Source organism: Microbispora sp. H10670 (assembly GCF_014161385.1).
GTDB lineage: Bacteria > Actinomycetota > Actinomycetes > Streptosporangiales > Streptosporangiaceae > Microbispora > Microbispora triticiradicis.
Genome location: NZ_JABBWW010000029.1, coordinates 27636 through 54475 on the forward strand (window position 1 = coordinate 27636; position 26840 = coordinate 54475).

General features: G+C 71.8%; 18 protein-coding genes. 4 read left to right on the forward strand and 14 right to left on the reverse strand.

All coding sequences use genetic code 11. The features are described from left to right. Positions 1-841: 841 nt before the first annotated feature. From HHX33_RS29500 to betA, 10 genes are all read right to left on the reverse strand, one after another. Positions 842-2083, reverse strand: coding sequence for a hypothetical protein (locus HHX33_RS29500; protein ID WP_182877458.1), 1242 nt, complete (start codon positions 2081-2083; stop codon positions 842-844). A gap of 41 nt (positions 2084-2124) precedes the next feature. Continuing rightward, on the reverse strand, positions 2125-2706 hold the full coding sequence (locus tag HHX33_RS29505) for an RNA polymerase sigma factor (protein ID WP_310741577.1): 582 nt from the start codon (positions 2704-2706) through the stop codon (positions 2125-2127). An 82-nt stretch (positions 2707-2788) separates the two neighbouring features. Then, entirely contained in the window at positions 2789-3220 is a 432-nt protein-coding gene (gene panD, locus HHX33_RS29510) for an aspartate 1-decarboxylase (RefSeq protein WP_111699833.1), read from the reverse strand. Positions 3221-3294: 74 nt separating this feature from the next. After that, complete coding sequence (locus HHX33_RS29515) at positions 3295-3894, reverse strand: sarcosine oxidase subunit gamma (RefSeq protein WP_182877459.1); 600 nt, start codon at positions 3892-3894, stop codon at positions 3295-3297. A gap of 16 nt (positions 3895-3910) precedes the next feature. Then, positions 3911-6748: a 2Fe-2S iron-sulfur cluster-binding protein gene (locus tag HHX33_RS29520; protein ID WP_220502347.1), complete on the reverse strand. Its 2838-nt coding sequence runs from the start codon at positions 6746-6748 to the stop codon at positions 3911-3913. Then, a complete protein-coding gene (locus HHX33_RS35290; protein ID WP_208759153.1) occupies positions 6745-7023 on the reverse strand; it encodes a sarcosine oxidase subunit delta in 279 nt (92 codons plus the stop codon). The genes HHX33_RS29520 and HHX33_RS35290 overlap by 4 nt, the downstream gene beginning before the upstream one ends. A 14-nt stretch (positions 7024-7037) precedes the next feature. Further along, complete coding sequence (locus HHX33_RS29525) at positions 7038-8264, reverse strand: sarcosine oxidase subunit beta family protein (protein WP_111699831.1); 1227 nt, start codon at positions 8262-8264, stop codon at positions 7038-7040. Further along, positions 8261-10729, reverse strand: coding sequence for a GcvT family protein (locus HHX33_RS29530; protein ID WP_182877460.1), 2469 nt, complete (start codon positions 10727-10729; stop codon positions 8261-8263). The genes HHX33_RS29525 and HHX33_RS29530 overlap by 4 nt, the downstream gene beginning before the upstream one ends. 2 nt (positions 10730-10731) lie before the next feature. Beyond that, a complete protein-coding gene (locus tag HHX33_RS29535; RefSeq protein ID WP_182877461.1) occupies positions 10732-12222 on the reverse strand; it encodes an aldehyde dehydrogenase family protein in 1491 nt (496 codons plus the stop codon). An 86-nt stretch (positions 12223-12308) separates the two neighbouring features. Further along, positions 12309-13961: a choline dehydrogenase gene (gene betA, locus HHX33_RS29540; RefSeq protein ID WP_182877462.1), complete on the reverse strand. Its 1653-nt coding sequence runs from the start codon at positions 13959-13961 to the stop codon at positions 12309-12311. Between the two features lie 113 nt (positions 13962-14074). On the opposite strand from betA, the gene HHX33_RS29545 reads away from it, so the two are divergent. Then, positions 14075-14863 (forward strand): IclR family transcriptional regulator, encoded by a 789-nt coding sequence (locus HHX33_RS29545; protein WP_310741578.1) that lies wholly within the window; start codon positions 14075-14077, stop codon positions 14861-14863. Here the strand turns inward: HHX33_RS29545 and HHX33_RS29550 are convergent. Genes HHX33_RS29550 through HHX33_RS29560 form a run of 3 tightly spaced genes read right to left on the reverse strand, consistent with a single transcriptional unit; the run spans position 14841 to position 18666 of the window. Beyond that, positions 14841-17201: an FdhF/YdeP family oxidoreductase gene (locus HHX33_RS29550; RefSeq protein WP_182877463.1), complete on the reverse strand. Its 2361-nt coding sequence runs from the start codon at positions 17199-17201 to the stop codon at positions 14841-14843. The two genes, HHX33_RS29545 and HHX33_RS29550, sit on opposite strands and share 23 nt — an antisense overlap. After that, a complete protein-coding gene (locus tag HHX33_RS29555; RefSeq protein WP_310741579.1) occupies positions 17198-18352 on the reverse strand; it encodes an aromatic ring-hydroxylating dioxygenase subunit alpha in 1155 nt (384 codons plus the stop codon). Before HHX33_RS29555 ends, HHX33_RS29550 begins: the two co-directional genes overlap by 4 nt. Beyond that, positions 18349-18666, reverse strand: coding sequence for a bifunctional 3-phenylpropionate/cinnamic acid dioxygenase ferredoxin subunit (locus HHX33_RS29560; protein ID WP_111699825.1), 318 nt, complete (start codon positions 18664-18666; stop codon positions 18349-18351). Before HHX33_RS29560 ends, HHX33_RS29555 begins: the two co-directional genes overlap by 4 nt. 160 nt (positions 18667-18826) lie before the next feature. Between HHX33_RS29560 and pdhA the strand changes: the two genes are divergently transcribed. Next, positions 18827-19957, forward strand: a complete 1131-nt coding sequence (pdhA, locus tag HHX33_RS29565; protein WP_182877464.1) for a pyruvate dehydrogenase (acetyl-transferring) E1 component subunit alpha — start codon at positions 18827-18829, stop codon at positions 19955-19957. Between the two features lie 122 nt (positions 19958-20079). Beyond that, positions 20080-20994 carry an SGNH/GDSL hydrolase family protein gene (locus tag HHX33_RS29570; RefSeq protein WP_182877465.1) on the forward strand — a complete coding sequence of 305 codons (915 nt, stop codon included), beginning with the start codon at positions 20080-20082 and terminating at the stop codon, positions 20992-20994. Positions 20995-21007: 13 nt separating this feature from the next. Here HHX33_RS29570 and HHX33_RS29575 read toward each other — a convergent pair whose 3' ends face one another. After that, positions 21008-21736 (reverse strand): YqjF family protein, encoded by a 729-nt coding sequence (locus HHX33_RS29575; RefSeq protein ID WP_182877466.1) that lies wholly within the window; start codon positions 21734-21736, stop codon positions 21008-21010. A gap of 237 nt (positions 21737-21973) precedes the next feature. Between HHX33_RS29575 and HHX33_RS37495 the strand changes: the two genes are divergently transcribed. Next, the gene (locus tag HHX33_RS37495; RefSeq protein WP_182877467.1) at positions 21974-26713 is read left to right on the forward strand and encodes a ThuA domain-containing protein; all 4740 of its coding nucleotides are present in this window, start codon (positions 21974-21976) and stop codon (positions 26711-26713) included. Positions 26714-26840: the final 127 nt, after the last annotated feature.

Here is a 26840-nt window from a genome sequence, read left to right on the forward strand (position 1 = left end):
GACGCGCCACCGGACTCACCACCAGAAGCACCAGCGGAAGCACCACTGGAAGCGCCCCCGGCGCCATCCGGACAAGCCGAATCGGGAGAAGCACAACCAGGAGGATCGCCGTCAGGAAAAGCACCGTCGGCGGCACCGCCATCGGTGCGCGCGCCATCGGTGCGCGCGCCATCGGCGTCCGGGGCAGCGGCGCGCGCGGCAGCGGCACCGGCAGGGCCGGGGGCGCCGCTGTCGGCATCTCCTGCGTGATGGGCAGGGGCGGCGGAACCGACTCCAGGGCCGGGCATGTCGGCATGGTCAGGAGCGCCATCAGAGGCGGGGCCATTCGCGGTTTCGTCAGCAATGGAGTCGTCAGTGCTGGAGTCGTCAGTGCTGGAGTCGTCAACGGCAATACCGGAACAAGTCGTAAATGCCCGAATGAAGGGAAAAGTTGACGGGATACCGTGCCGGCTCGCGTGCTCTGGCGCATCAGGATCGGCGATCGGCACGTATTCACGGGCAAGTGCGCCCTCGGACGACCAAAGGGGCGAGCCGGCGATGAGCTGATCCCACCAGTCGCCATCACCATTATCGTTCGAGTGAGGGAGGGGCACAGGATCGCCATCGAACAGATCCATCACACCCCTCCCCTCAAATTCGAATGCCTGTATTAATTCTTCCACACCAACCCGACGCAGGCACGCCCGCGCGAGCCATTTGTTGGAGTTACAGGTGCGCTTTCCATTTGAGGCGATAACCGATATTTCCCTCGTGCGCATCGCGACGTGAGAGACGGAAACGGCCGGGGCTTACGACCCATTCGATCAGAACGGATCTGGCCCCGGCCGCCCTTATATGCCGTTCAGGGACGTTCGCGGAGATCGTCCACCCAGCCGGCCTCCTCCAGGCTGACCCGGAGGTTCGGCGCGGATTCGCCGTCGCCGACCACCTCGTACTGCAGGAGCCTGGCCGAGTCGGGATCGATGATGATCCGGTACTCGATCGATCCGCCGTCGTCGCCGGGGCCCTTCGCCGCCAGGGCCGCCCCCGTACGCCCCAGCGCGTCGGCGCGATCGCCGAGGGCGGTCAGCCCTCGCTCACCGGCCAGCACCCGGAACAGCGCCGCGCGGGTGCCCGGCGTGATCGGGGCGTTCAGCAGGTCGACGGCCGTCTGCCACAGGTAGACGGAGAAGTCCTCCTCGTTCGCGCCGCCGCCGGGGCGTGCCCGGTACAGCTCGTGCAGCCGCCGCTCCAGCACCTTCTCGTCCGTCGGCAGCCGGTCGACGTTGCGGATGGTGATGCCGGGGTTGTCGATCGAGAGGACCCGGTCGAGCCGGTCCTCGTAACTCCTCTCGCCGCCCTTGACGAGCCGGGGCGCACCGGACGCGCGCCACTTCCGCTCGTCCTCGGGCGACCCGAACGTCAGCCTGCCGTCCGACCTGCTGACGTTGCGGTTGGCGTCCCCCTTCCGGCGGGCCCGCCAGGTCTCGTCCGTGCTCCCCGAGAAGACGACGTACGGCAGAGGCGCGGGGTTCTTCTTGAGCTCGGTCACCTTTTCCTCGAACCACCGGTCGGCGGCCTGCCGGGAGCCCGACGCCGCCCTCTTGTCCCGCTCGGCGACGAGGGCCTTCAGTCTCGTGGCGTACGCGTCGTCGTCGACGACGTGGCGGCTGAAGGTGCGGTCACGTGTGTACCAGTAGTGCCCGGTGCCGGCCTCGACTCTGGACGCGCTCTCGGCGGCGGCCAGCAGCACGGTACGCGCGTCAAGGACCTCGGTGGTGGGGGCGCCGGTGGTGGGTGCGTCCGTACCGGGCGCGGCGGCGACGTCGTGCGCGTTCCCCCCGGGCCGCCCCACGGCGCCGGTGACGGCCGGGCCCGAATCGGGGGTCACCCCGGGCACGACGATCACGGCGGCGGCCAGCCCCGCCGCCAGCACACCCCCCAGGAACCACGGGCGGCGTCCGAGCGAAGGGACGCGCCGCGGCGGCGCGGCCGGGGTCCGGAAGGCCCGGGCGAGATCGTCCGTACGGCGGCGGCGATGGGCCACCTCGGTCAGCTCGTCCAGCCGCTCAGGCTTGAGCTGGGCGAACACGCGCTCGGTCATGTGCTCCTCCTGGGGAGTGTTACGAGATTGCCCGGTGTCCATCACGCCTCCTCCGCGAACCGCTGTCCGTGTTCGACCGCTCGCGGGCGCCGGGCACTCCCGGCCTGACCGCCAGCCGGACCGCCGGCCGGTTCGGCGCGCAGCGCCCGGCTCAACCGTTTGCGGGCACGGTGCAGCCGCACGTTGTAGGTGCGGGTGGAGCAGCCCATCACGGTGGCGGCCTGCTCGGGCGGCAGTCCGTGCCAGCTCGCCAGCGCCATCGCCTCCACGTCCTGCTCCGGCAGGGTCGCGAGCGCGGCCAGCGCGGCCGTCCGGTCCACGACGTGGTCGGCCACGTCCCAGGCCACGGCGTCGCGTTCGGTGCTCAGCGCGGCGATGCGGTCGACCAGCGCCTGCCGCCGGCCGCGTGAGTCACGCTGCTTGGCCAGCAGGTTGCGGGCCACGCCCAGCAACCACGGCAGCACGGGCTCGGGCAGCTCGTCGAGGCGCCGCCAGGCGACCAGGAACGTCTCGCTGCACACGTCCTCGGCGACGCCGTGCTCGGCCCGCAGCAACGCGTAGCCCAGCACGGCCCGGTAGTGCCGGTCGTAGAGGGCGGTGAATCGTTCTTCGGGATCGTCCACACCCAGTAGTCCCTCCGGAGACCCCAGGATTACCGATGAGCCGGAAAAGCCCACCGCCGGAGGGAGATCACCGCCCGGGGGTCTACGCGCCGGCCGGGATGTCGGCCGGGACGTCGCCCGGGATGAGGCCGCTGCCCTCCGGCGCGGCGGCGGGGTCGGAGCCCACGTGGACCGGCTTGTTGTCCCGGTCGACGAAGACGACGCGCGGCCTGAGCGCCTTGACCTCCTCCTCGGCGACCAGCGCGTACGCGATGATGATCACGAGGTCGCCGACCGAGATGAGCCGGGCGGCGGCGCCGTTGATGCCGATCGTCCCGGAGCCAGCCGGGCCCTCGATGACGTACGTCGACAGGCGGTTGCCGTTGTCGATGTCGACGATGTCGACCTTCTCGCCCTCGACGAGGTTCGCCTCGGCCATGAGGTCCGCGCTGATCGTCACCGAGCCGACGTAGTGCAGATCGGCCTGCGTGACGGTGGCGCGGTGGATCTTCGACTTCATCAGCGTGCGGAACATGGTCTCCCACCGGGGTTCGAAAGCGGCCTCCTCACGAGCGCCCTCGATGGTACGTCACGCCGCGAAGCCGCCTTTCATCCCCTGTACTCGGCGGCCACGTACTCGACGGACGCGTCGAGCAGCCACTCCGCCGCGTACGCCGCGAAGGAGGAGCGGACGAGCACGTGAAAGCCGTCCTCCACGGCGACCAGGACGACCCCGGTCCTGGCCAGCGGGGTCTGCGCGCACCGGCCGGGGCCGAACTCCCGGGGGTGCAGGTCGAGCGCGCAGCCGTGCGCCAGCACGTCCCGCGCCCGCTCCCCGGCGACGACCAGGGTCGTGCGCTGCGCCGACACGTCCACGACCGAGACGTGCTCGCCGGTCGCCGCGTCCCGGATCCGCTCGGTCAGTTCCCGCGCGGCGCCGTCGGGGCCGACGACCAGCCACTCGTCCGGCCCGAGCCAGAGCACGCTCAGGCCGCCACCCTCCGTCACCGTACCGGGCTCCACCGGCAGCGGCACGCCCAGAGCCACCCCGATCCGCTCCGCCTCCGGGCTCGCGGGGTCGGCCCGCACGTTCAGGTGCGTGAGGAAGGGGATCTCCGCCAGGCGGATCGCGCCGCCCGCGCTCGCCGCCGCGAACCTGGCGGCGTACGCCGCCGCCGGGCTCCTGCGCCCGATCGCGGATTCAGCCACAGACCCAGCCACAGACTCAGCCGTCACGGCGGGCTCCTTCCGGGTCGTACAGGACGTGGGAGGTCACGGTCACGGGCACCAGGTCGTCCCCGACCGGCGCGTACAACCGCTCGCCGACGCGCCCGCGCCCCCCGCTGACCAGCGCGAGGGCGAACGTCCGGCCGAGCGCGGCGCTGCGGTAGCTGGAGGTGACGAAGCCCAGCGCCCGCACCGGCGGCGCGGGCAGAGCCGGGGACGACACGAGGTGCGCGCCCTCGGGCAGCAGCACGCCGGGGTCCTCCGGCAGCAGGCCCACCAGGTGCCTGCGGTCGGGCCGGGACGCGTCCGCCCGCGCGTACGACCGCCTGCCGACGAAGTCGGCCTTCTTCTTCGAGACGATCCACTCCATGCCGAGGTCCTGCGGGGTGACCGTGCCGTCGGTGTCCTGGCCGACGATGGGATATCCCTTCTCCGCCCGCAGCACGTGCATGGTCTCGGTGCCGTACGGCGTGACCTCGCCGGACGCCATGACCGCCTCCCACAGGGCGAGCCCGTACCAGGACGAGACGTTGATCTCGTAGGCCAGTTCGCCGGAGAAGCTGATCCGGCAGACCCGCGCCTCGATCCCGGCGACCTCGGCGTCCCGCCAGGTCATGAAGGGGAAGTCGGCGTTGCCGACGGCGAGGCCGGGGGCGAGGGCCGCGAGCACCTCGCGGGAGCGCGGCCCGGCGAGCGCCACCGTCGCCCACTGCTCGGTGACCGAGGTGCAGCGGACCCGCAGATCCGGCCACTCGGTCTGCAGCCACTCCTCCATCCAGTCGAGCACCGCCGCCGCGTTGCCGGTGGTCGTGGTGACGAGGTAGCGGTCGTCCGCCAGGCGGATGGCGGTGCCGTCGTCGAAGACCATGCCGTCGGGACGGCACATGACGCCGTAGCGGATGGAGCCGGCCTTGAGGGTGCTCATCATGTTCGTGTAGAGCCGGTCCAGGAACACCCCCGCGTCGGGGCCGACCACGTCGATCTTCCCGAGTGTGGAGGCGTCCATCGCGCCCACGCCCTCCCGTACGGCGGCGCACTCGCGCAGCACCGCGGCGCCCATGTCCTCACCGGGCCGGGGGTAGTACCAGGGCCGCTTCCACTGCCCGACGTTCTCGAACAGCGCGCCGCGCGCCACGTGCCACTCGTGCATGGCGGTGACGCGCACCGGGTCGTGCAGGGGCCCTCGGTCGCGGCCCGCCAGCGCGGCGAACGAGACCGGCGTGTACGGCGCGCGGAACGTCGTGGTCCCGAGCCCGGCGACGTCGACGCCGAGAGCGTGCGCGACGACGCCGCCGGTCAGCAGGCCGGAGGTCTTGCCCTGGTCGTGGGCCGTGCCCGCGGTGGTGTAGCGCTTGACGTGCTCGACCGAGGTGAGGCCCGCGCCGGTCGCGCGCAGCACCTCCGCCACCGTCACGTCACGCTGCAGGTCCACGAAGTGGGTGCCGTAGTCGCCCGACTCCACCAGCCACAGGTGCTCGGCGGGCGCGTTGGCGGGCTCCTCCTCCACCACCGGCACGGTAACCCCAGGCGTACCGGACCCGAGGGCGGCCAGCGCGCGGCGGCCCGCCTCGGCGCCGTCCGCAAGGCAGTCGCGGAGCGTCGTCACGCCGGCGGCGAACCCGGCGGCCTCGGCCGCCTGACGGGTCTCGCCGGGGACGAACGCGCCCAGCCCCTCGTCGTACCGCAGGGTGCCCCCGGCCTGGCTGAACAGGTGTGCCACCGGCGTCCAGCCGCCGGACACGAGCAGCAGGTCGGCGGCGACCTCCCTGGTCCCGCGACCGGAGCGGGGGGCGATCTCGGCCCCGGTGACCTCGCCCTCTCCCTGCGCCGCCGTCACCACGTGCCCGGTGAGGACCTCGATGCCGCGTTCCGCGCACCGGTCCGCCCACACCCAGTCCGCCCCCATACCGCCCGGTTCCCGCCGTACGTCGGCCACGGCGGCGATCTCGATCCCGGCGTCGGCGAGGTCGAGCGCCGCCGCGTAGGCGGTGTCGTTGGTGGTGAACACGACCGCCCGGCGGCCGGGCAGCACGCCGTACTGGTTCACGTAGGTGCGGGCGGCGCCGGCCAGCATGACGCCGGGCAGGTCGTTCCCGGCGAAGGCGACGAACCGCTCGTGCCCGCCGGTGGCCAGCACCACGCGCTTCGCGCGGATCCGCCAGACGCGTTCGCGCGCCATGCCGGGCGGGGCCGCCGCGCCGAGGTGGTTGGTCCGCCGCTCGACCGCGACGACGTAGTTGTCGTCGTAGTGGCCGATGACGGTGGTGCGGCGCAGCACGCGCGTGTCCGGCAGGGCGGCCAGCGCGGCGATCTCGGCGGACGCCCAGGCGCGGCCCGGCCGGCCGTCCACCGTCTCGGTCGTGCCGAGGAGGCTGCCGCCCGGCTCGGGCCGCTCGTCGGCGAGAACGACCCGCGCACCGGCCCGCGCGGCCACGCCCGCGGCGGCGATGCCGGCCGGTCCCGCGCCGACCACGAGCACGTCGCAGTGCGTGTGGACGGCGTCGTACCGCGCCGGGTCGGGCCGGTCGGCCAGCCTTCCGCGCCCCGGGAGCCCGGTGGCGACCAGGCCGTCGTACAACTCGACGGTCGTGGCCGTGAGCATCGGCTCGGGGAACGGCTCCTCGATCTGGACGACCGCGTTGGGCTCCTCGCAGCCCGCGGCGTAGACGCCGCGCGGGCGGCCGAGCCTGACGCTGCTCGCGACCGTGCGCACGCCGTTGGCCAGCAGCGCCGAAGCCAGCGTGTCGCCCGCCAGGCCTTCGAGGTCGCGGCCGTCGAACCGGAAGCGCAGGACCCGCCCGGTCACACCCTCGCGGCGGTACGGCCGGCCGCTCATGTGATCACCGGCCGCGGCTCGCCGGCCCGGTAGACGGCGTGGATCTCGTTGGTGGCGGTGTCCCGTACGGCGTTGAACCAGCGGCGGCACCCGGCCGCGTGGCTCCACCGCTCCGCGAACAGGCCCTTGGGGTTGTCGCGGAAGAACAGGTAGCGGGCCCACTCCTCGTCGGAGAGGGCGGCCGGGTCCTCCGGATGGGCGACGTGCGCCTGCCCTCCGTAGTGGAACTCGGCCTCGTCCCGCGGCCCGCACCACGGGCAGGCGATCAGCAGCATCTGCGCTCCGAGAACTAGTGGGCGACGGCGGCGGCGCCGTGCTCGTCGACGAGCCTGCCGGTGGTGAACCGGTCGAGCGAGAAGGGGGCGTTGAGCGGGTGGGGCTCGCCGGTCGCCACGGTGTGCGCGTAGCACCAGCCGACGCCCGGGGTGGCCTTGAACCCGCCGGTGCCCCAGCCGCAGTTCACGTAGAGGTCCTCGACCGGGGTGAGCCCGACGACGGGTGAGGCGTCGGGGGTGACGTCCACGACGCCGCCCCAGGTGCGCAGCACGTGCGCGCGGGCGAAGACCGGGAACAGCTCCAGCGCGGCCGCCATCTGCCGCTCGATGATGTGGAACGCCCCGCGCTGCCGGTAGGAGTTGGCCGTGTCGATTCCGGCGCCCATGACCAGTTCGCCCTTGTGCGCCTGGCTTACGTACACGTGGACGGCGTTCGACATGACCACGGTGGGGTGCACCGGTTCGAGCAGTTCCGACACCAGCGCCTGCAACGGGTGGCTCTGCAGCGGCAGCGGCACGCCCGCGAACCCGGCGACCACCGAGGAGTGCCCGGCGGCGGCCAGCGCGACCTTCTTCGCGGCGATCGGGCCGCGGGTGGTCCGCACCCCGGTCACCCGGCCGTCGCGCACGTCGAGGCCGGTCACCTCGCAGTGCTCGATCAGGTCGACCCCGAGGTCCGCCGCCGCCCTGGCGAAGCCCCAGGCGACGTAGTCGTGCTTGGCGATCCCGGCCCTCGGCTGGAAGGTGGCGCCGAGCACCGGGTAGCGCACGTCGGGCGAGATCTCGACGATCGGGCAGACCTCCTTGACCTGCTCCGGCGTCAGCCACTCGGCGTCGACGCCGTTGAGCCGGTTGGCGTTGACCCGGCGCACGCTCTCGCGGACGTCCTGCAGGCTGTGCGCGAGGTTGAGCACGCCGCGCTGGCTGAACAGCAGCGGATAGCCGAGGTCCTCCTCCAAACCCTCCCACAGCTTCAGCGCGTGCTCGTAGATGCCCGCGCTCTCGTCCCACAGGTAGTTCGACCGGATGATGGTGGTGTTGCGGGCCATGTTGCCGCCCGCGAGCCAACCGCGCTCCAGCACCGCGACGTCGGTGATCCCGTGGTTCTTGGCGAGGTAGTACGCCGTGGCGAGGCCGTGACCGCCGCCGCCGACGATCACCACGTCGTACGACCGCTTGGGCTCGGCGGAGCGCCACAGCCGGTCGGGGTGGTCAGGCAGGGAATCGGGCAGGGGGTTCATCGGGCCTCCCCGGTCCCGCGCAGTCGTTCCATCGCGGGGTCGAACAGGGGCTCCTCGGCGACCACGGCGGTCACCCGGCGGTCGAAGTAGCCGATCTCCAGCGTCCGGCCGGGCGTGGCCAGCGCGGCGGGCAGCCAGGCGTAGGCGATGCCCTTGCCGATCGTGTAACCGAAGGCCGCGCTGGTGACGTAGCCGACGCCCGTGTCGCCGTCGTACACCGGCTCCCTGCCCATGACCACCTGGGCGGGGTCGTCGATGGTCAGGCAGGTGAGGCGGCGGCGCACGTTCTCCCTGCGCCGCTCCAGAGCCGCGCGGCCGACGAAGTCGCCCTTGTCCATCCTGACGGCGAACCCGAGCCCGGCCTCGTACGGGTCGTGCTCGAAGGTCATGTCGGTGCCGAAGGACCGGTAGCCCTTCTCCAGCCGGAGGCCGGCGAACGCGCCGCGCCCGCCGGCGATGATCCCGTGCTCCCGTCCGGCCTCCCACAGGGTGTCCCACAGCTTCGCGCCGAGGTCGGCCGTCGTGTAGAGCTCCCAGCCCAGCTCGCCGATGTACGACAGCCGCAGCGCGGTGACCGGCACGGCGCCGACGTACGCCTTCTTCGCCCGGAAGTAGCGGAAGCCCTGGTTGGAGAAGTCGGCGCCGGTCAGCGGCTGCACGAGGTCGCGGGCGCGCGGTCCCCAGACGCCGAGGCAGCAGGTGCCGGCGGTGATGTCGCGGACCACGACCGACCCGTCCTCCGGCAGGTGGCGGTGGAGCCAGTCCAGGTCGAGGTTGCCGTTCGCGCCGACCTGGAACGTGTCGCGGCCCAGCCGGGCGACGGTCACGTCGCTGCGAATGCCGCCGTCCACGTCGAGCAGCAGGCAGTACGTCACCGAGCCGACCGACTTGTCCATCTGGCCGGTCGTCAGCCGCTGGAGGAAGGCGAGGGCGCCGGGGCCGGCGACCTCCAGGCGTTTCAGCGCGGTCATGTCGTACAACGCGACGGTCTCGCGGGACGCCCGGGCCTCCGCCCCGACGATCGGCGACCAGTAGCGGGCGGCCCAGTCGCCGGGCGCCGGGATGTCCCCGCCCTCCAGCAGGCGGGCGTTGGCGCCGTACCACTGCGGCCGTTCCCAGCCGGACGCCTCGAGGAAGTACGCGTCCAGCTCGCGCTGCCGGGCGTGGAAGGGGCTGAGGCGCAGCGGCCGCGGCTCCTCCATCGGCTGGAGCGGGTGGATGATGTCGTAGACCTCGACGAAGTTCCGGCAGCCGCGGGCCAGCACGTAGTCGGGCGCTAGCTGGTGCGGCTCGAACCGGTTGACGTCGCACTCGTGCAGGTCGAAGGACGAGCAGTGGCCGTCGACCAGCCACTCGGCCATCGCCCTGGCGACCCCGGCGGAGTGGGTCACCCAGACCGCCTCGGCGACCCAGAAGCCCTTCACGTCGGGCGACTCGCCCAGCAGCGGCATGTGGTCCTGGGTGAAGGAGAACACCCCGTTGATGCCCTCGTCGATCTCCGCCGCGCGGGTGCCGGGCAGCAGCCGCCGGGTCTCGGTCCAGGCGTCCTCGAAGTCCTCGGGAGTGAAGGCGATCACCGACGGCATCACCTCGGCCTCGTCCACCGGCAGCAGGTCCTCGGGCCGGACCGGCATCGGCCGGTGGCCGTAGTAGCCGACGCCGACGCCGCCGGAGCGCTGTCGGTAGTAGAGGTCGGCGTCCTGGTGCCGCAGGATCGGCAGCGTCGCCTCCTCGGTGTGTCCTTCCAGCCCGGGCACCGGCCCGGTCCAGGCGAGCTGGTGCGCGAGGGGGGTGAGCGGCAGCGGCATGCCCGCCATCGCGGCGACCTTCGGCCCCCAGATGCCGGCGCAGCACACCACGACGTCCGCGGCGATCTCGCCCTGGCCGGTCACGACCGCGGCCACCCGGCCGTCCTCGGTGCGGATGTCCAGCACCTCGCGCCGCTCCAGCACCCGTACGCCGCGCGACCTGGCCCGGCGCAGCTGCGCCTCGACCGCGCGTACGGCCTTGGCGATCCCGTCGGTGGGGATGTGGAGACCGCCGAGCACGACGCCGGGGTCGAGCAGGGGAAAGAGCTCCGCGCATTCGGCGGGGGTGAGCAGGCGCGATTCGACGCCCCAGGAAGTGGCCCAGCCGTGCCGCCGGTGCAGCTCGGCGAGCCGCTCGGGGGTGGTGGCCACCTCCAGGCCGCCGACCTGGAGGAAGCAGGGCTCGCCGTCGAGGTCGAGCGAGCTGAGCTTCTCGACGGTGTAGCGCGCCATCCGGGTCATGGTCTTCGACCCGTTGATCTGGAAGACCAGGCCGGGCGCGTGCGAGGAGGAGCCGCCGGTCGCGGGCACCGGGCCTTGGTCGACCACCGTGACGTCCGTCCAGCCGCGGGCCGACAGTTCGTCGGCGAGCGCCGCGCCGACGACGCCGGCCCCGATGACGACGACGCGCGGGCCCGTCGTGGTCACGTGTTCCATGTTCACGCTCCTCGGCCGGCGTCGCGCGGCCTGAACCAGTGCTGGGGACGGGGATCGGTGTTCTGCCACACGTGCTTGATCTCGCGGTACTCGTCCAGGCCCGTGGGGCCGAGCTCGCGGCCCACCCCGGACTGCTTGAAGCCGCCCCACTCCGCCTGCGGCACGTACGGGTGGTAGTCGTTGATCCACACCGTCCCGTGCCGCAGCCGGGCGGCCACCCGCTGCGCCTTGCCCGCGTCCCGCGTCCAGACGGCGCCCGCGAGGCCGTAGTCGGTGTCGTTGCCCAGGGCGACCGCCTCGTCCTCGCCGGAGAAGCGTTCCACGGTCAGGACCGGCCCGAACGACTCCTCCCTGACCACGCGCATCTCCCGGTGGCATCCGTCGAGCACGGTGGGGCGGTAGTAGAACCCGCCGGCCAGCTCCGGCTCGTCCGGCCGCCGCCCGCCGCAGCGGAGCTTCGCGCCCTCGGCGAGACCGGCCTCGACGTACGCCTCCACCTTGGCCAGGTGCGCGGCGGAGATCAGCGGACCGGTCTCCGCCCCGGGGTCGAACGGCCCGCCCAGCCGGATGTCCTCGGCCCGGCGGGCGACCTCGGCCACGAAGGCGTCGTGGATCGGGTCCTCCACCAGCAGGCGGGCGCCGGCCGAGCAGACCTGGCCCGAATGCAGGAAGACCGCGGTCAGCGCGAAGTCGACCGCGGTCTCGAAATCGGCGTCAGCGAAGACGATGTTGGGGTTCTTGCCGCCGAGTTCCAGCGCGACCCGTTTCACGGTCGCCGCCGCCGAGGCCATCACCCGCCGCCCGGTCGCGAGGCCGCCGGTGAACGACACCATGTCGACGTCCGGGTGCTCGGCGAGCGGCGCCCCGGCCTCCGGGCCCGCGCCGAGCACGAGGTTGGCCACGCCCGGGGGCAGGCCCGCCTCCTCCAGCAGCCGCATCAGCAGGACGGCCGTACTGGGGGTGAGCTCGCTCGGCTTCAGCACGAAGGTGTCGCCCGCGGCGAGCGCGGGCGCGACCTTCCAGGACGTCTGCAGCAGGGGGTAGTTCCAGGGGGTGATGAGCCCGCACACGCCGAGCGGCTCGTGGACCACCCGGCTGACCGCGTCGGCCCTGCCGGTGTCGATCACCCGGCCCGCGTCGGTGCCGGCGATTCCGCCGAAGTAGCGGAAGCACCGGACGACGTCGTCCACGTCGTACTCGCTCTCGGCGATCCGCTTGCCCGTGTCCAGCGACTCGGCCCGCGCGATCGACGCCCTGTCGCGCTCGATCAGATCGGCCGTCCGCAGGAGCAGCCGTCCCCGTTCACCCGCGGGCGTACGCGGCCAGGGGCCCGCGTCGAACGCGTGCCGCGCCGCCGCGATCGCGGCCTCGGTGTCGGCGCGGCCGGCCTCCGCGACGGTCGCGACGACCGAGCCGTCGGCGGGACATCGGATCGTACGGCGTCCGCCTGCGACGGCGTCGGTCCAGGCGCCACCGATGAAGAGGTCCGCCACGGGCAGCGCCTTCCGATCACAGTCGTTGCGTAATACGCACCTGTTTGCTTATCGAGGAACAGAATCGATCCCAGACACGGGCTCCGTCAAGGCGTGATCCCTGGCGTGTGACGGTAGAAGCCGGCCTCGGCGGGCGGGAGGGGGGTGTTGCCGAGGATCAGGTCGGCCGCCTTCTCGGCGACCATCATCACCGGGGCGTAGATGTTGCCGTTCGTGACGTACGGCATGACCGAGGCGTCCACCACCCGCAGGCCCTCCAGGCCGTGCACGCGCATGCTGTCGGGGTCCACCACCGACATCTCGTCCACGCCCATCCTGGCGGTGCAGGACGGGTGGAGGGCCGTCTCGCCGTCCCTGGCGACCCAGTCGAGGATCTGCTCGTCCGTCGCGACCGACGGCCCGGGGGAGATCTCGCCGGCGCTGAACTCCTGGAGGGCCGGCTGGCCCAGGATCGCGCGGGTGACCCTGATGGCCTCGACCCACTCCCGCCGGTCCTGCTCGGTGGACAGGTAGTTGAACCGCAGGGCGGGCTTCACCCCCGGGTCGGCACTCTTGATCTTCACGCTGCCGCGGGCGTCGGAGTACATCGGCCCGACGTGCACCTGGTAGCCGTGCCCGCCGGCCGGGGAGCTGCCGTCGTAACGCACCGCGATGGGCAGGAAGTGGAACATCAGGTTCGGGTACGCCACGTCGTCGTTGCTCCGCACGAAGCCGCCCGCCTCGAAGTGGTTGGTCGCACCCGGCCCGGAGCGCAGGAACAGCCACTGCGCGCCGATCCACGGCCGGTGCCGCCACTTGAGGTACGGCTGCATGGACACCGGCCGCCTACAGGCGTGCTGGACGTAGACCTCCAGGTGGTCCTGGAGGTTCTCCCCCACGCCGGGCAGGTCGTGGACCACCTCCACGCCGAGGGCCCGCAGTTCGGCGGCGTTGCCCACGCCCGAGAGCTGGAGCAGCTGCGGGGTGTTGATCGCGCCGCCGCACAGGACGACCTCACCCGCCCGGATGACCTGCCCGTCGCACTCGACCCCGACCGCCCGCCTGCCCTCGAACACGATCCTCGTGACGTACGCCCTGGTCCTGATCTCCAGGTTCGGCCGCTTACGCACCGGGTGGAGGTAGGCGCGGGCGGCCGACAGGCGGCGGCCGCGCCGGATGTTGCGGTCGAAGCGGGCGAAGCCCTCCTGGCGGTAGCCGTTCACGTCGTCGGTGAGCGGGTAGCCCGCCTGCTGCACGGCCTCGAAGAAGGCCGGGAAGAGCGGGCTCGCCGCCGGGCCGCGCTCCAGCACGAGCGGCCCGTCGTGCCCGCGCCGGGGATCGTCCGGGTCCGCCGCCAGGCAGTTCTCCATCCGCCTGAAGTACGGCAGGCAGTGCGCGTAGTCCCAGTTCTTCATCCCGGGATCGGCGCCCCAGCGCTCGTAGTCCATCGGGTTGCCCCGCTGGAAGATCATCCCGTTGATGCTGCTCGACCCGCCGAGCACCTTCCCCCTGGCGTGGTAGATCCGGCGGCCGTGCATGAACGGCTCGGGCTCCGACTCGTACTTCCAGTCGTAGAAGCGGCTGCCGATCGGGAAGGTCAGCGCGGCCGGCATGTGGATGAACACGTCCCACAGGTAGTCGGGACGGCCCGCCTCCAGGACCAGCACCCGGGTGGACGGGTCGGCCGACAGCCGGTTCGCCAGCGCGCTGCCCGCGGAACCGCCACCGACGATGACGAAGTCGTACTGCTGAGCGGTCAATCTGCCCTCGTCTCACTCGCGTCCGTACGGGGACCGCCTAAAAGGGGAGGTTTAGTGCAAATCGTATCGTCATGATCGCTGGCCGTTCCGGGTGAAGCGCTACAGTCTCGGCTGTGAGCAACGACGCTTCCGCCGCCAGGTCCGAGGCCTCCGGTGGCGGCGTGCAGTCCGTGGACCGGGCGGTCAGCATCATGGAGATCCTCGCCAGGCGCGGGGAGGCCGGGGTCACCGAACTCGCGGCCGAGATCGAGGTGCACAAGTCGACCGCGTTCCGGCTGCTGGGCGCGCTGGAGGCACGCGGGCTGGTCGAGCAGGCCGAGGACCGCGGCAAGTACCGCCTCGGCTTCGGCCTCGTCCGCCTCGCCGGGAGCGTCTCCATGCGGATGGACGTGACGCAGCGGAGCAGGCCCGTCTGCCGGCGGCTCGCCGAGGAGATCGGCGAGACGGTGAACATCGCCGTCCTGCGGTCGCACTACGCGGTCAACCTCGACCAGGTGCGCGGGCCCGCCGCCGTCACCGCGCACAACTGGGTGGGCCAGCTCACGCCCCTGCACGCGACGTCGAGCGGGAAGGTCCTGCTGGCCCATCTCGACCGGCGGCACCGCGAGGACCTGCTGCGCGCGGCCGGCCTGGAGCGATACACGCCCGGCACGGTGACCTCCGTGGAGGCCCTCGAACGCGAGCTGGCCGGGGTGCGCGAGCACGGCTACGCCCTTTCGCTGGAGGAGCTGGAGGTGGGCCTGAACGCGATCGCCGCCCCGGTGCGCTCGTTCCGGGGCGAGGTCGTGGCGGCGGTCAGCGCGTCCGGGCCCGCCTACCGCTTCAGCGACGAGCGCATGCGTGAGACGGCCCCCGTCCTGCTGCGGGGCGCCGAGGAGATCAGCCACCGCCTCGGCGGATAGCCGTCTCCCCCGCCGGGCCTCCCGCCGTGTCTTCCGCCGCACGGCGCAGCCGGACGACGACGCTCTTGGAGGTGGGCGTGTTCGACGTCTCCGCCACCGAGTCCAGGGGCACCAGCACGTTCGTCTCCGGGAAGTACGCCGCGCAGCAGCCCCGCGCCGTCGGATAGGCGACCGCGCGGAACCCCTCGGCCACCCGCTCGCCGTCCGCCCACTCGCTGATGATGTCCAGCATGTCGCCGTCCGCGAGCCCGCGCTCGGCGAGGTCGTCGGCGTGGACGAAGACCACCCGCCGCCCGTTCCTGATGCCGCGGTAGCGGTCGTCCAGGCCGTAGATCGTGGTGTTGTACTGGTCGTGGCTGCGGATCGTCTGCAGCAGGAGGCGGCCCGGCGGCACCCGCAGCACCTCCAGCGCGTTCACCGTGAAGTTCGCCTTTCCCGTGGCCGTGGGGAAGCGGCGCTCGTCGCGCGGCGCGTTCGGCAACGCGAAGCCGCCCGGCCCGCGCACCCTCGCGTTGAAGTCGTCGAACCCGGGCACGACCCGCTCGATGCGCTCCCTGATCGCGTCGTAGCCGGCCTCGAACTCGGCCCACGGCACGTGCGGGTCGTCGCCGAACAGCTCGCGGGCCAGCCGGCACACGATCGCCACCTCCGACAGCAGCACGTCCGACGCGGGGCGGAGCCGGCCGCGCGAGGCGTGCACCATGCCCATCGAGTCCTCGACCGTGACGAACTGCTCGCCACCGGCCTGGACGTCCCGCTCGGTACGGCCGAGCGTGGGCAGGATCAGCGCCTGCTCGCCGCACACGGCGTGCGACCGGTTCAGCTTGGTCGACACCTGCACGGTGAGCCGGCAGCGGCGCAGGGCCGCCTCGGTCGCGGCGGTGTCCGGCGTCGCCGAGACGAAGTTGCCGCCCATGGCGAAGAACACCCGGGCGTCCCCGTCCCGCATGGCCCGGATGGCCTCCACGGTGTCGTGGCCGTGCTCGCGCGGCGGCGGGAAGCCGAACTCCGCCTCCAACGCGTCGAGGAACTCCGGCTTGGGCTTCTCGTAGATGCCCATCGTCCGGTCGCCCTGCACGTTGGAGTGCCCGCGTACGGGACACACGCCCGCGCCGGGACGCCCGACGTTGCCGCGCAGCAGCAGGAAGTTGACGACCTCCCTGATCGTCGGGACCGATTTGCGGTGCTGGGTGAGGCCCATCGCCCAGCAGACCACGACCGAGCGGGCGGCGAGCACGTCGCGGGCCGTCTCCTCGATCTCGGCGCGGGTCAGCCCGGTCGCCTCGATCACCTCGGCCCAGTCCGGACCGGCACCGTCGCGCCCGCGCAGGTGCTTCTCCCAGTCCTCGAAGCCGTGCGTGTGCGCCTCGACGAACTCGCGGTCCACCACCGTGCCGGGCGCGGCGTCCTCGGCCTCCAGCAGGAGCAGCGACAGCGCCTGGAACAGCGCCAGATCGCCTCCGAGGCGGATCTGCAGGAACCGGTCGGACAACGCCGTCCCGGTCCCGGCGAGGCCGGAGGCCTTCTGCGGGTTCCTGAACCGCAGCAGCCCGGCCTCCGGCAGCGGGTTGACCGACACGATCCGCGCGCCGCCCCGCTTCGCCCGTTCCAGCGCGGTGAGCATGCGCGGATGGTTGGTGCCGGGGTTCTGCCCCACCACGAAGATCAGGTCGGCCCGGTGCAGGTCGTCGAGCAGCACCGTGCCCTTGCCGATGCCGAGCGTCTCGGTCAGCGCCGAGCCGCTCGACTCGTGGCACATGTTGGAGCAGTCGGGCAGGTTGTTGGTGCCGAACCGGCGGACGAGGAGCTGGTAGGCGAAGGCGGCCTCGTTGGACGTGCGGCCGGAGGTGTAGAAGACGGCCTGATCGGGGTGGTCGAGCGCGCGCAGCTCACGCGCGACGACGCCGAAGGCGTCCTGCCACGAGATGGGCTCGTAACGGTCCGAACCGGCCGGCTTGTACATCGGCTCGGTGAGCCGGCCCTGCTGGCCCAGCCAGTAGTCGCTGCGCCGGGCCAGCTCGTCCACCGGATGCTCGGCGAAGAAGTCCCGGGTGACCCGGCGGACCGTCGCCTCCTCGGCCACCGCCTTGGCGCCGTTCTCGCAGAACTCGGCGGGGCTGCGGTGTCCGTCGCCCTCCGGCCAGGCGCACCCCGGGCAGTCGAAGCCGGTCTTCTGGTTGACCCGGAGCAGAGTCAGCAGCGTCCGCCCCGCGCCCATCTGGCGGTACGCCGTGCCCAGCGCGTGGCCGACCGCCGGGACCCCGCCCGCCCATGTCTTGGGCGAGCCGATCTCCAGCCGCTCGTCTCCGACGTCCTCCCGAGGCGCCTTACGCGTCACCCTGCATCTCCTCCGACCTCACTCAGCCTGCCGCGTACCCAATCATGGAACAGGCCGATGTGGTGCTCGCTCGGCACCAGCACCCCGCCCCGGGCGTACGTGCGGGAGCTCATCGACGGTTGCGTGCGCTCGCAGGCCTCGAAGTCCTGCTCGTTGACCCGGTGGAACAGCTCCACCGACCGGCTGACGTCCTTGCCTGCCGCCACGACCTCCGGCAGGTACAGCCAGTCGCACTCCACGACCGTCCGGTCCGCCGCGAGCGGGAACATCCGGTGCACGATCACGTGGTCGGGCACCATGTTGACGAAGACCTGCGGCTTGATGGTGATCGCGTAGTAGCGCCGGTCCTGGTCCTCCCGGATGCCCGGGATCCGGTCGAGCCCTTCGGAGCCGTCCACCGTGAACCCCCGGATCTCCTCGCCGAACGACGCGCCGTGGCCCACGTAGTACTGCGCGGCGTAGCCGCCGGCGAACTCCGGCAGCACCTCGGTCAGCTCCGGGTGGATGGTCGCGCAGTGGTAGCACTCCATGAAGTTCTCGACGATGAGCTTCCAGTTCGCCGCGACGTCGTACCGGATCCTGCGGCCGAGCGCCAGGTTGGCGACGTCGTAGTTGTCGAGGGAGGCCACGTCGCCGAGCCGGGTGCGCACCTCGCCGAGCACGTCCTCCTCGAACGAGGGCGGCTCGTCGGCCAGGCAGACCCACACATAGCCCAGCCACTCCCGCACCGCCACGTTCACCAGGCCGTACTCGACCCGGTCGAGGTCGGGCATCTTGGTGAGGTTGGGCGCCGCGATCAGCCTGCCGTCGAAGTCGTACGTCCACGCGTGGTACGGGCACTGGAAGGCCCGCCTGGCCTCGCCGGACTCCTCCGTGCGCAGCCGCGCGCCACGGTGACGGCAGACGTTGTAGAAGGCGCGGATCGAGCCGTCCCGCGCCCGGGTGACCAGGATGCTCTCGGCGCCGACCTGCACGGTCCGGAACGCCCCGGGCTTCGGCAGGTCGGAGGCCCGTACGGCGCAGAACCACATCGCCTCGAAGACGCGCTCGCACTCCCGCGCGAAGACTTCCGGGTCGGTGTAGGAGGCGCCCGGCAGCGTGGCGATCAGACTGGGCGGCAGACTGGGGGGCGGGCTGGGCGGCAGGCTCACGGCTGCGGCTCCCGCGACGGGATCACGTAGATCGTGTCGTCCTCCACGACCACCGTGTGCGTCCGCACCGGCAGCTTGGCGGGAGGGCTGTCCACCTTGCCCGTCCGCAGGTCGAAGCGCGAGGCGTGCAGGGGGCACTCGACCTCGCACCCCTCCAGCCAGCCGTCCGCCAGTGAGGCGTCCTGATGCGTGCAGGTGTCGTCGACGGCGTAGATCTCCCCGTCCTCCGTGTGGAAGACCGCGATCGGCGGCTCGGCGTCCAGGCGGAACGCCTCGCCCCGCGGCAGGGACCGGAGGGGACACACAGGAATCATCGGCGTCCTTGGTTGTAGGTCGGCACAGTTGTGTAAGCCGAAACTCCTAGCGCTATGCGCAACACACTGAGGTCACCCGCGTCCGGTGTCAATAGGGGGGCCAATAGGTGGAAAGCGGACGTCGGCCATGTCGGGTGAGCCGAGAGGCCCGGCACCCGCGATGATTGTCCTTCGCGTTCTTCACCGTTCTCAGAGAGGAGACGACGTGCGGCGCCAGGACGAGGCCGAAGATCTGGTCCAGTTGCTCACGCCGGAAGGCGAACGTGTCGTGCACCCCGGGTACGACCTGGACCTGTCGAAGAGCCAGTACCGAGGGCTGTACCGCGACATGACGCTGGTACGGCGGCTTGACCGGGAGGCCTTCGCCCTCCAGCGCCTGGGTGAGCTGGGCATGTGGATCCCCTGCCTGGGGCAGGAGGCCGCGCAGATCGGCTCGGGCCGCGCGCTTGAGCCGGACGACCACGTGTTCCCCTCCTACCGGGAGCACGGCGTCGCCTGGTGCCGGGACATCCCTCCGCTCACGCTCATGGGGATGCTGCGCGGCACGACGAACGGCGGCTGGGACCCCCGCCACACCGGCTTCCACCTCTACACGATCGTCCTCGGCGCGCAGACCCTGCACGCCGTGGGTTACGCGATGGGGATGCGCAGGGACGGCGACTCCTCGGCCGTCGTGGCGTACTTCGGCGACGGCGCCGCGAGCGAGGGGGACGTGAGCGAGGCGTTCAACTTCGCCGCCGTCTACGACGCGCCGGTCGTCTTCTTCTGCCAGAACAACCAGTGGGCCATCTCCCACCCCGTGGACCGGCAGAGCCGGACGCCGATCCACCGCCGGGCGCAGGGCTACGGCTTCCCCGGCGTGCGCGTGGACGGCAACGACGTGCTGGCCTGCCTCGCCGTGACGAGGGCCGCCCTGGAGCACGTACGCCGGGGCGACGGGCCGTTCCTCATCGAGGCCCACACCTACCGGATGGGCCCGCACACCACCTCCGACGACCCGGGGCGGTACCGCCCGGCCGAGGAGGTGGAGGAGTGGCGGAAGAAGGACCCGATCGCGCGGATGCGGGCGTTCCTCCTGCGCGAGGGCCTGGCCGACGACGCGTTCTTCCGGGAGGTCGACGAGGAGGGCGACCGGCTCGCCATGGAACTGCGCGAGGGCGTCATCGCCATGCCGGATCCGCCGGTGGACGCCTTGTTCGACCACGTCTACACCGGCCGCCACGCGCAGCTGGAGGAGGAACGCGCCTGGTACACCGCCTATCTCGACCGGTTCGAGGAGCCGCGCGCCTGACCGCAGCCGGAACCACAGCCCGGCCGCGCGCGGTGTCGCGGTGACGGCCGAGGCGAACCCGGGGCTCCAGCTGGGCGTCCAACAGCGACCCCACAACCGGCAACCGACCATGGAGCTCCCCAGTGGCCCTCGGTATCACCCCACGCTCCGTCCGGCGTACCGCGGCGACGGCCGCGCTGCTCGCCGCCTCGGTCTCCCCACTCCTGCCCGCCACCGCCACCGTCGCCGCCACCTCCACCGCTTCCACGGCCGGCACCGCCGTCACCACGCGCTACGTCGCCCTCGGCGACTCGTACGCGTCCGGGGCGGGGCTGCCGGACCCCACGGACCCGCAGTGCGCGCGCTCCGGCCTCAACTATCCGTCGGTGCTCGCCCGGTCGTACGGCTCCCGCACCTTCCGGGACGTCACCTGCGGCGGCGCGACCACCCGCGACCTGTGGCACCGGCAGGGCGGCGCCAAGGCTCCGCAGTTACGCGCCCTGTCGAGGAACACGACCCTGGTCACGGTGACCATCGGCGGCAACGACATCGGCTTCTCCGGCATCATCGGCACCTGTGTCTCCGCCGCGCGGTCCGACCCCGCCGGCAGCCCGTGCCGGGCGGAGTACGCGAAGAGCGGACACGACGAACTCGCCCGCCGCATCAGGGCCCTGTCGCCCCGGATCACCGCGATGCTGGCCGACGTCAGGCGGCGCAGCCCCCGGGCGACGATCATGCTGGTCGGCTACCCCGCCCTGCTTCCCGAGAGCGGGGCCGCGTGCCCCTCGGTCGTCCCGTTCGCCAGGGGCGACTTCCCCTACCTGCGGGACACGGTGAAACGGCTCAACGGGATGCTCCGGCAGCAGGCCCGGCGGGGCGGCGCGGTCTACGTCGACACCTACACGCCGACGATCGGGCACGACATGTGCGCCGGCGACGCGCGTTTCGTCGAACCGCTCGTCGTGGCCGCCGGGGTCGCGCCCGCGCACCCCAACCAGCAGGGACAACGTGTCATGGCGTCCCTCGTCGCGGAGCGGATCGACCGGCTCCGCCGCTGACGGCGCCCGCGGGTCAGGCCGCCGGCACGGGCCGCCACATGCCGATCCGTACGGACACGCCGGGCGACGCGTGGACGATCGGGTCGTGCCCCGGGTCGGGCAGGCCGGCCGCCCGCAGCAGCCCCTGCTCCAGCCCGGCCGTCCGGGCGTGGTGCAGGGGCCAGCGCGGGTGCTCGACCTCGGCGGTGGCCAGACGTCCGGCGACGACCGTGAAGAGCCGGTACCGCTCGACCAGGAAGTCGGCGAGCCCGCTCCGCCCGGCCTCCGTCACCGGCGCGCCGAGGTCGACGTCCGCGTCGCACCGCACGCCCGCGTGACCCGGCCAGAGGCGCCGGCAGCGGTAGCCGCGCCGCGCCCCCGCGCCGCTCACGGACATGCGGGACCAGTAGTACGGCAGCCCGTAACCGGCCCGGGCGCCCAGCACGGCGGGGAGCCTCCCGGCGTCCAGCGACAGGAACCACAGGCCGCCGCGCCCCCGCGCGTCCCGCGCGTACGTCCGCACGTTGGTCTCGGGGAACCGCGACAGCCACGGCAGCGGCGGCAGGCCGGGCACCCGCACGTCCCGCATGAGGAACGGCGTGATCCCGACGTACGCGGACCCCTCGAAGGTGTCCACGGTGAGCCCGTCCGGCAGGAACCCCTGCACGACCTCGGGCGGATACCGCCAGTGGATGAAGGTGATGTCGGCCCAGCGGTGGTGCATCACCGGCTGCTCGACCCGTCCCGACGGCATGAAGACCATGCCCCGGCATCTACCCAGGACGCTACCGGTCGGTCGTGATGACCTTGTCTACCATCCACCGAACTTTCGTCACAAGATAACGAAAGATCAGCAGTTTCGCCAAAACTATCTTCACAATTCCCCAAAAGAGGCTTACCTTCGGGGCGAATCACCGCTACGCGGCCGGTTTGTGAAGCGAACGCGTGCCCACGACCGTGCAGCCGGCCCGTACCGCACCAAGGGAAAGGGAGGTCCGCCATGCCCCCCAGGTGGCCGACCGATCGCGCCAGAAAACGGATCGCGCAGACCTGCGCCCTACTCCTGGCCTTCACGGGCCTGACCGTGCTCGCCCCGGCCGCGCAGGCGGCGCCCGTCGACGCCGCCGACTACCAGCGCGTGGAGATGGCCAGGGGCGTCGCCGAGATGGGCGAGCCGATGACGATGACCGTGCTGCCCGACCTGTCGGTGCTGCACACCGCTCGCGAGGGCGTGCTGCGGCGCACCGACGCCCGCGGCGACACCACCGTGGTCGGCACGCTGAACGTCTACTCCCACGACGAGGAGGGGCTCCAGGGAGTCGCCGCCGACCCGGGCTTCGCGACGAACCGGTTCATCTACCTCTACTACGCTCCCCGTCTCGACACCCCCGACGGCGACGCCCCGGCCGCCGCGTCCGACTTCTCGGCCTGGAAGGGCGTGAACCGGCTGTCGAGGTTCACCGTCAAGCCCGACTGGACGCTGGACAAGGCCAGCGAGGTCAAGATCCTCGACGTGCCGGCCGACCGCGGCATCTGCTGCCACGTGGGCGGCGACATGGACTTCGACGCCGCCGGCAACCTCTACCTGTCGACCGGCGACGACAGCAACCCCTTCGACTCGTCGGGCTACGCCCCGATCGACGAGCGGCCCGACCGCAACCCGGCGTACGACGCCCAGCGCAGCGCGGGCAACACCGACGACCTGCGCGGCAAGATCCTTCGCATCAAGGTCAAGCCGGACGGCACCTACGACATCCCCGAGGGCAACCTGTTCCCCGCGGGCACCCCGAACACCCGGCCCGAGATCTACGCGATGGGCTTCCGCAACCCGTTCCGGCTGAGCGTCGACAAGGCCACCGGCGTCGTCTACGTCGGCGACTACGGCCCCGACGCCGGCACCACCGACCCCAACCGCGGGCCGGGCGGCCAGGTCGAGTTCAACCGGGTCACCCGTCCCGGCAACTACGGCTGGCCCTACTGCACGGGCACCAACACGCCGGTCGAGACCTACAACGCGTTCGCCTTCCCCTCCGGCCCCTCCGGGGCGAAGTACGACTGTGCCGGCGGCCCGGTCAACGCCTCTCCACGCAACACCGGCCGGCGCACACTGCCGCCCGCCCAGCCCGCGTGGATCAGGTACGGCGGCGACGCCGGCTCCCCGCCCGAGTTCGGCGGCGGCTCCGAGTCCCCCATGGGCGGGCCGGTCTACCACTACGACGCCGCGCTCAACTCCGCGGTCAAGTTCCCGCAGGACCTGGACGGCCACCTGTTCGCCGGCGAGTTCGGCCGCAGGTGGATCAAGGCGATCGACGTGCAGGCCGACGGGACGCGCGGCGACATCACCGACTTCCCGTGGACCGGCACGCAGGTGATGGACCTGGCGTTCGGCCCGGACGGCGCGCTGTACGTGCTCGACTACGGCACCGGCTACTTCAACGGCGACGCCAACTCGGCGTTGTATCGCTTCGAGTACGTCAAGGGCCGTGACCGTTCCCCGATCGCGGTGGCCAAGGCCGACAAGACCTCGGGCAGGACGCCGCTCACAGTCACGTTCTCCTCGGCCGGCTCCGCCGACCCCGAGGGCGCGACGCTCACGTACTCCTGGGACTTCGGCGACGGCACCACCTCCACCGAGGCGAATCCGGTCAAGACGTACGACAAGGACGGCACGTACACCGCGACGCTCACGGTGCGCGACCCCGCGGGCAACAGCGGCAGCGCCAGCGTGGTCGTCACGGCGGGCAACACCGCGCCGACCGTGACCATCGAGACGCCCACGGCGGGCAGCCTGTTCCAGTGGGGCGACTCGGTCCCCTTCACGATCAAGGTCACCGATCCTGAGGACGGCGACGTCGACTGCACGAAGGTCAAGATGACCTACGTGCTGGGCCACGACAGCCACGGCCACCAGATCAGCTCGAAGAACGGCTGCTCCGGCGAGCTGACCATCCCGGTCGACGGCGAGCACGACGACGCGGCGAACATCTTCGCGGTGTTCGACGCCGAGTACACCGACAAGGGCGGGCTGACCACCCACACCCAGCACATCCTGCAGCCGCGGCACCGCCAGGCCGAGCACTACGCGGCCTCCTCGGGCGTCAACCCGATCAGCAAGTCGCAGGCGCACGGCGGCAGGACCGTCGGCGACGTCAACAACGGCGACTGGATCTCTTTCAAGCCCTACGAGCTGAGCAAGGCCAAGGGAATCGCCGCCCGCGTCTCGTCCGGCGGGAAGGGCGGCACCATCGAGGTCCGCACGGGATCGCCGACCGGCACCCTGCTGGGCAAGGTGAGCGTGCCCGTCACGGGAGGCTGGGAGACGTTCACCGACGTCTCCGCGCCGCTGTCGAACGCCCCGGCGGGGACGACCGAGCTCTTCCTGCTCTTCAAGGGCAACGACGGCGCGCTGTTCGACGTGGACGACTTCACGCTGACGGCCGAGCCGCCCGCGGGCGGAAGCCCGGGACCGATCGTCAACGCCGGCGGCCTGTGCCTCGACGTCGCGAACGCCGACCCGGCCAACGGCACCAACGTGCAGCTCTACCAGTGCAACGGCACCGGAGCCCAGGTCTGGAGCGTCGACGGCTCCACGCTCCGATCGCTCGGCAAGTGCCTCGACGTGTCCAACGGCGGCACCGCCGACGGCACGCGGGTGCAGATCTGGGACTGCGTCGCCAATGTCGGCGCGCAGGTCTGGACCATCGGGACGGACGGCACGATCAAGAACCCGCAGTCCGGCAAGTGCCTCGACGGCTCGACCACCGGGCAGATGGTCATCAAGACCTGTGATGGCGGCAACGCGCAGAAGTGGACGACCTCGACGACCACGGGCGGCGGCGCCGAGGGCGAGGTCCTGGTCTTCTCGCGTACGGCCGGCTTCCGGCACGACTCGATCCCGGCCGGCATCCAGGCCATCAAGGACCTGGGCTTCAAGGTCACCGCGACCGAGGACCCGGCCGTCTTCACGACGCAGAACCTGGCCAAGTACAAGGCCGTGGTGTTCCTCAGCACCACGGGCGACGTGCTGAACGACGCCCAGCAGGCGGCCTTCGAGTCGTACGTCAAGGCGGGCGGCGGCTACGTGGGCATCCACGCGGCGGCCGACACCGAGTATGACTGGCCGTTCTACGGCGGCCTGGTCGGGGCGTGGTTCGCCTCGCACCCCGCCGTCCAGCAGGCGACCGTGAAGGTGGAGGACCGGGCCCACCCGGCGACCGCCCACCTCGGCTCGCGGTGGACCCGCACCGACGAGTGGTACGACTACCGGACCAACGCCCGCAGCACCGCGCACGTGCTGGCGACGCTGGACGAGAAGTCCTACTCGGGCGGCAAGATGGGCGAGGACCACCCGATCGCCTGGTGCAAGGAGTATCAGGGCGGCCGGTCGTTCTACACGGGCGGCGGGCACACGGCGTCCTCGTTCTCCGAGCCGGAGTTCCGGCAGCACCTGCTCGGCGGCATCAGGTACGCCATGGGCGACCTCAAGGCCGACTGCCGTCCCGAGACCGGCTACACGACGCTCTACAACGGCGACACCACCGGCTGGCAGCAGGCCGGGCCCGGCGGATTCACGAACGCCGACGGCACCCTGACCTCGCACGGCGGCCTGGGGCTGTTCTGGTACAAGGCGAAGGAGTTCCACTCCTACTCGCTCAAGCTCGACTGGAAGATGCGCGGCGACGACAACGCGGGCGTCTTCGTCGGCTTCCCCGCCTCGGACGACCCGTGGTCGGCGGTCGACAACGGCTACGAGATCCAGATCGACGCCACGGACGCCCCGGAGAAGACGACCGGGTCGGTCTACGGCTTCCAGTCGGCGGACCTCAAGGCCCGTGACGCCGCGCTCAACCCGCCGGGGCAGTGGAACACCTACGAGCTCCGGGTGGAGGGCGAGCGTCTGCAGATCTTCCTCAACGGCGTGAAGATCAACGACTTCGTCAACACCGACCCGAAGCGGTCCCTCCAGCAGGGCTACGTGGGCATCCAGAACCACGGCGACGGCGACGAGGTGGCGTTCCGGAACATCCGCGTCAAGGAGCTCGACCCGGCGGAGGGCGACGTCACCGTCCAGGCCGAGAGCTGGACCGAGGCGAACGGCGTCGACACCTACCCCCACGCCCCCGCGCACGGCGGCACCGTGCTCGGGTACGTCAACCCCGGCGACTGGGCGGCGTACGACGGCGTGGACCTCACCGGCGTCACCCGGTTCACCGCCCGGGTGGCCTCGCCCACCCCGAGCGGCGGCTTCGAGATCCGGACCGGCTCTCCGACCGGCCCGGTGCTCGGCAGCGTCACCGTGCCGAACACCGGTGGCTGGGAATCGTACGCGGACGTCTCCACGGAGCTCACGAACGTGCCCTCCGGGAGCGTGAAGCTCTACCTGGTGTTCACCGGGGCCGACTTCGACGTGGACGACTTCACCCTCGTCCGCGGCAAGGACGGCTCTCCGAAGGTCGAGCTGACCGTGACGGCCGCGCCGCGCTGCATCGGCACCTCGGCGTACCTGGCGGTCACGGCCGTCAACAACGGTGATGTGCCGGCGACCGTGGAGCTGACCACGCCGTACGGTTCCAAGACCGTGGCCGACGTGGCCCCGGGCAAGCAGGCCTACCAGTCCTTCAACACCCGGGCCGCCCAGATCGACGCCGGCACGGTAACCGTCAAGGGCACCGCGACGATCGGCGGCAAGCAGGTCGCCACGTCCTACGACGCGGCCTACACCGCGGCCGGCTGCCGCTGAGCACAACCCGGGGCCGGCCGGCCGACCAGCCGGCCGGCCCCGGCCTCGTACGACCCGGTGGTTTACCCGCTGCTTTCCGCGGGAGTCAAGATCATTCCATCGTATACTAAATTCAAGTATTGACGTA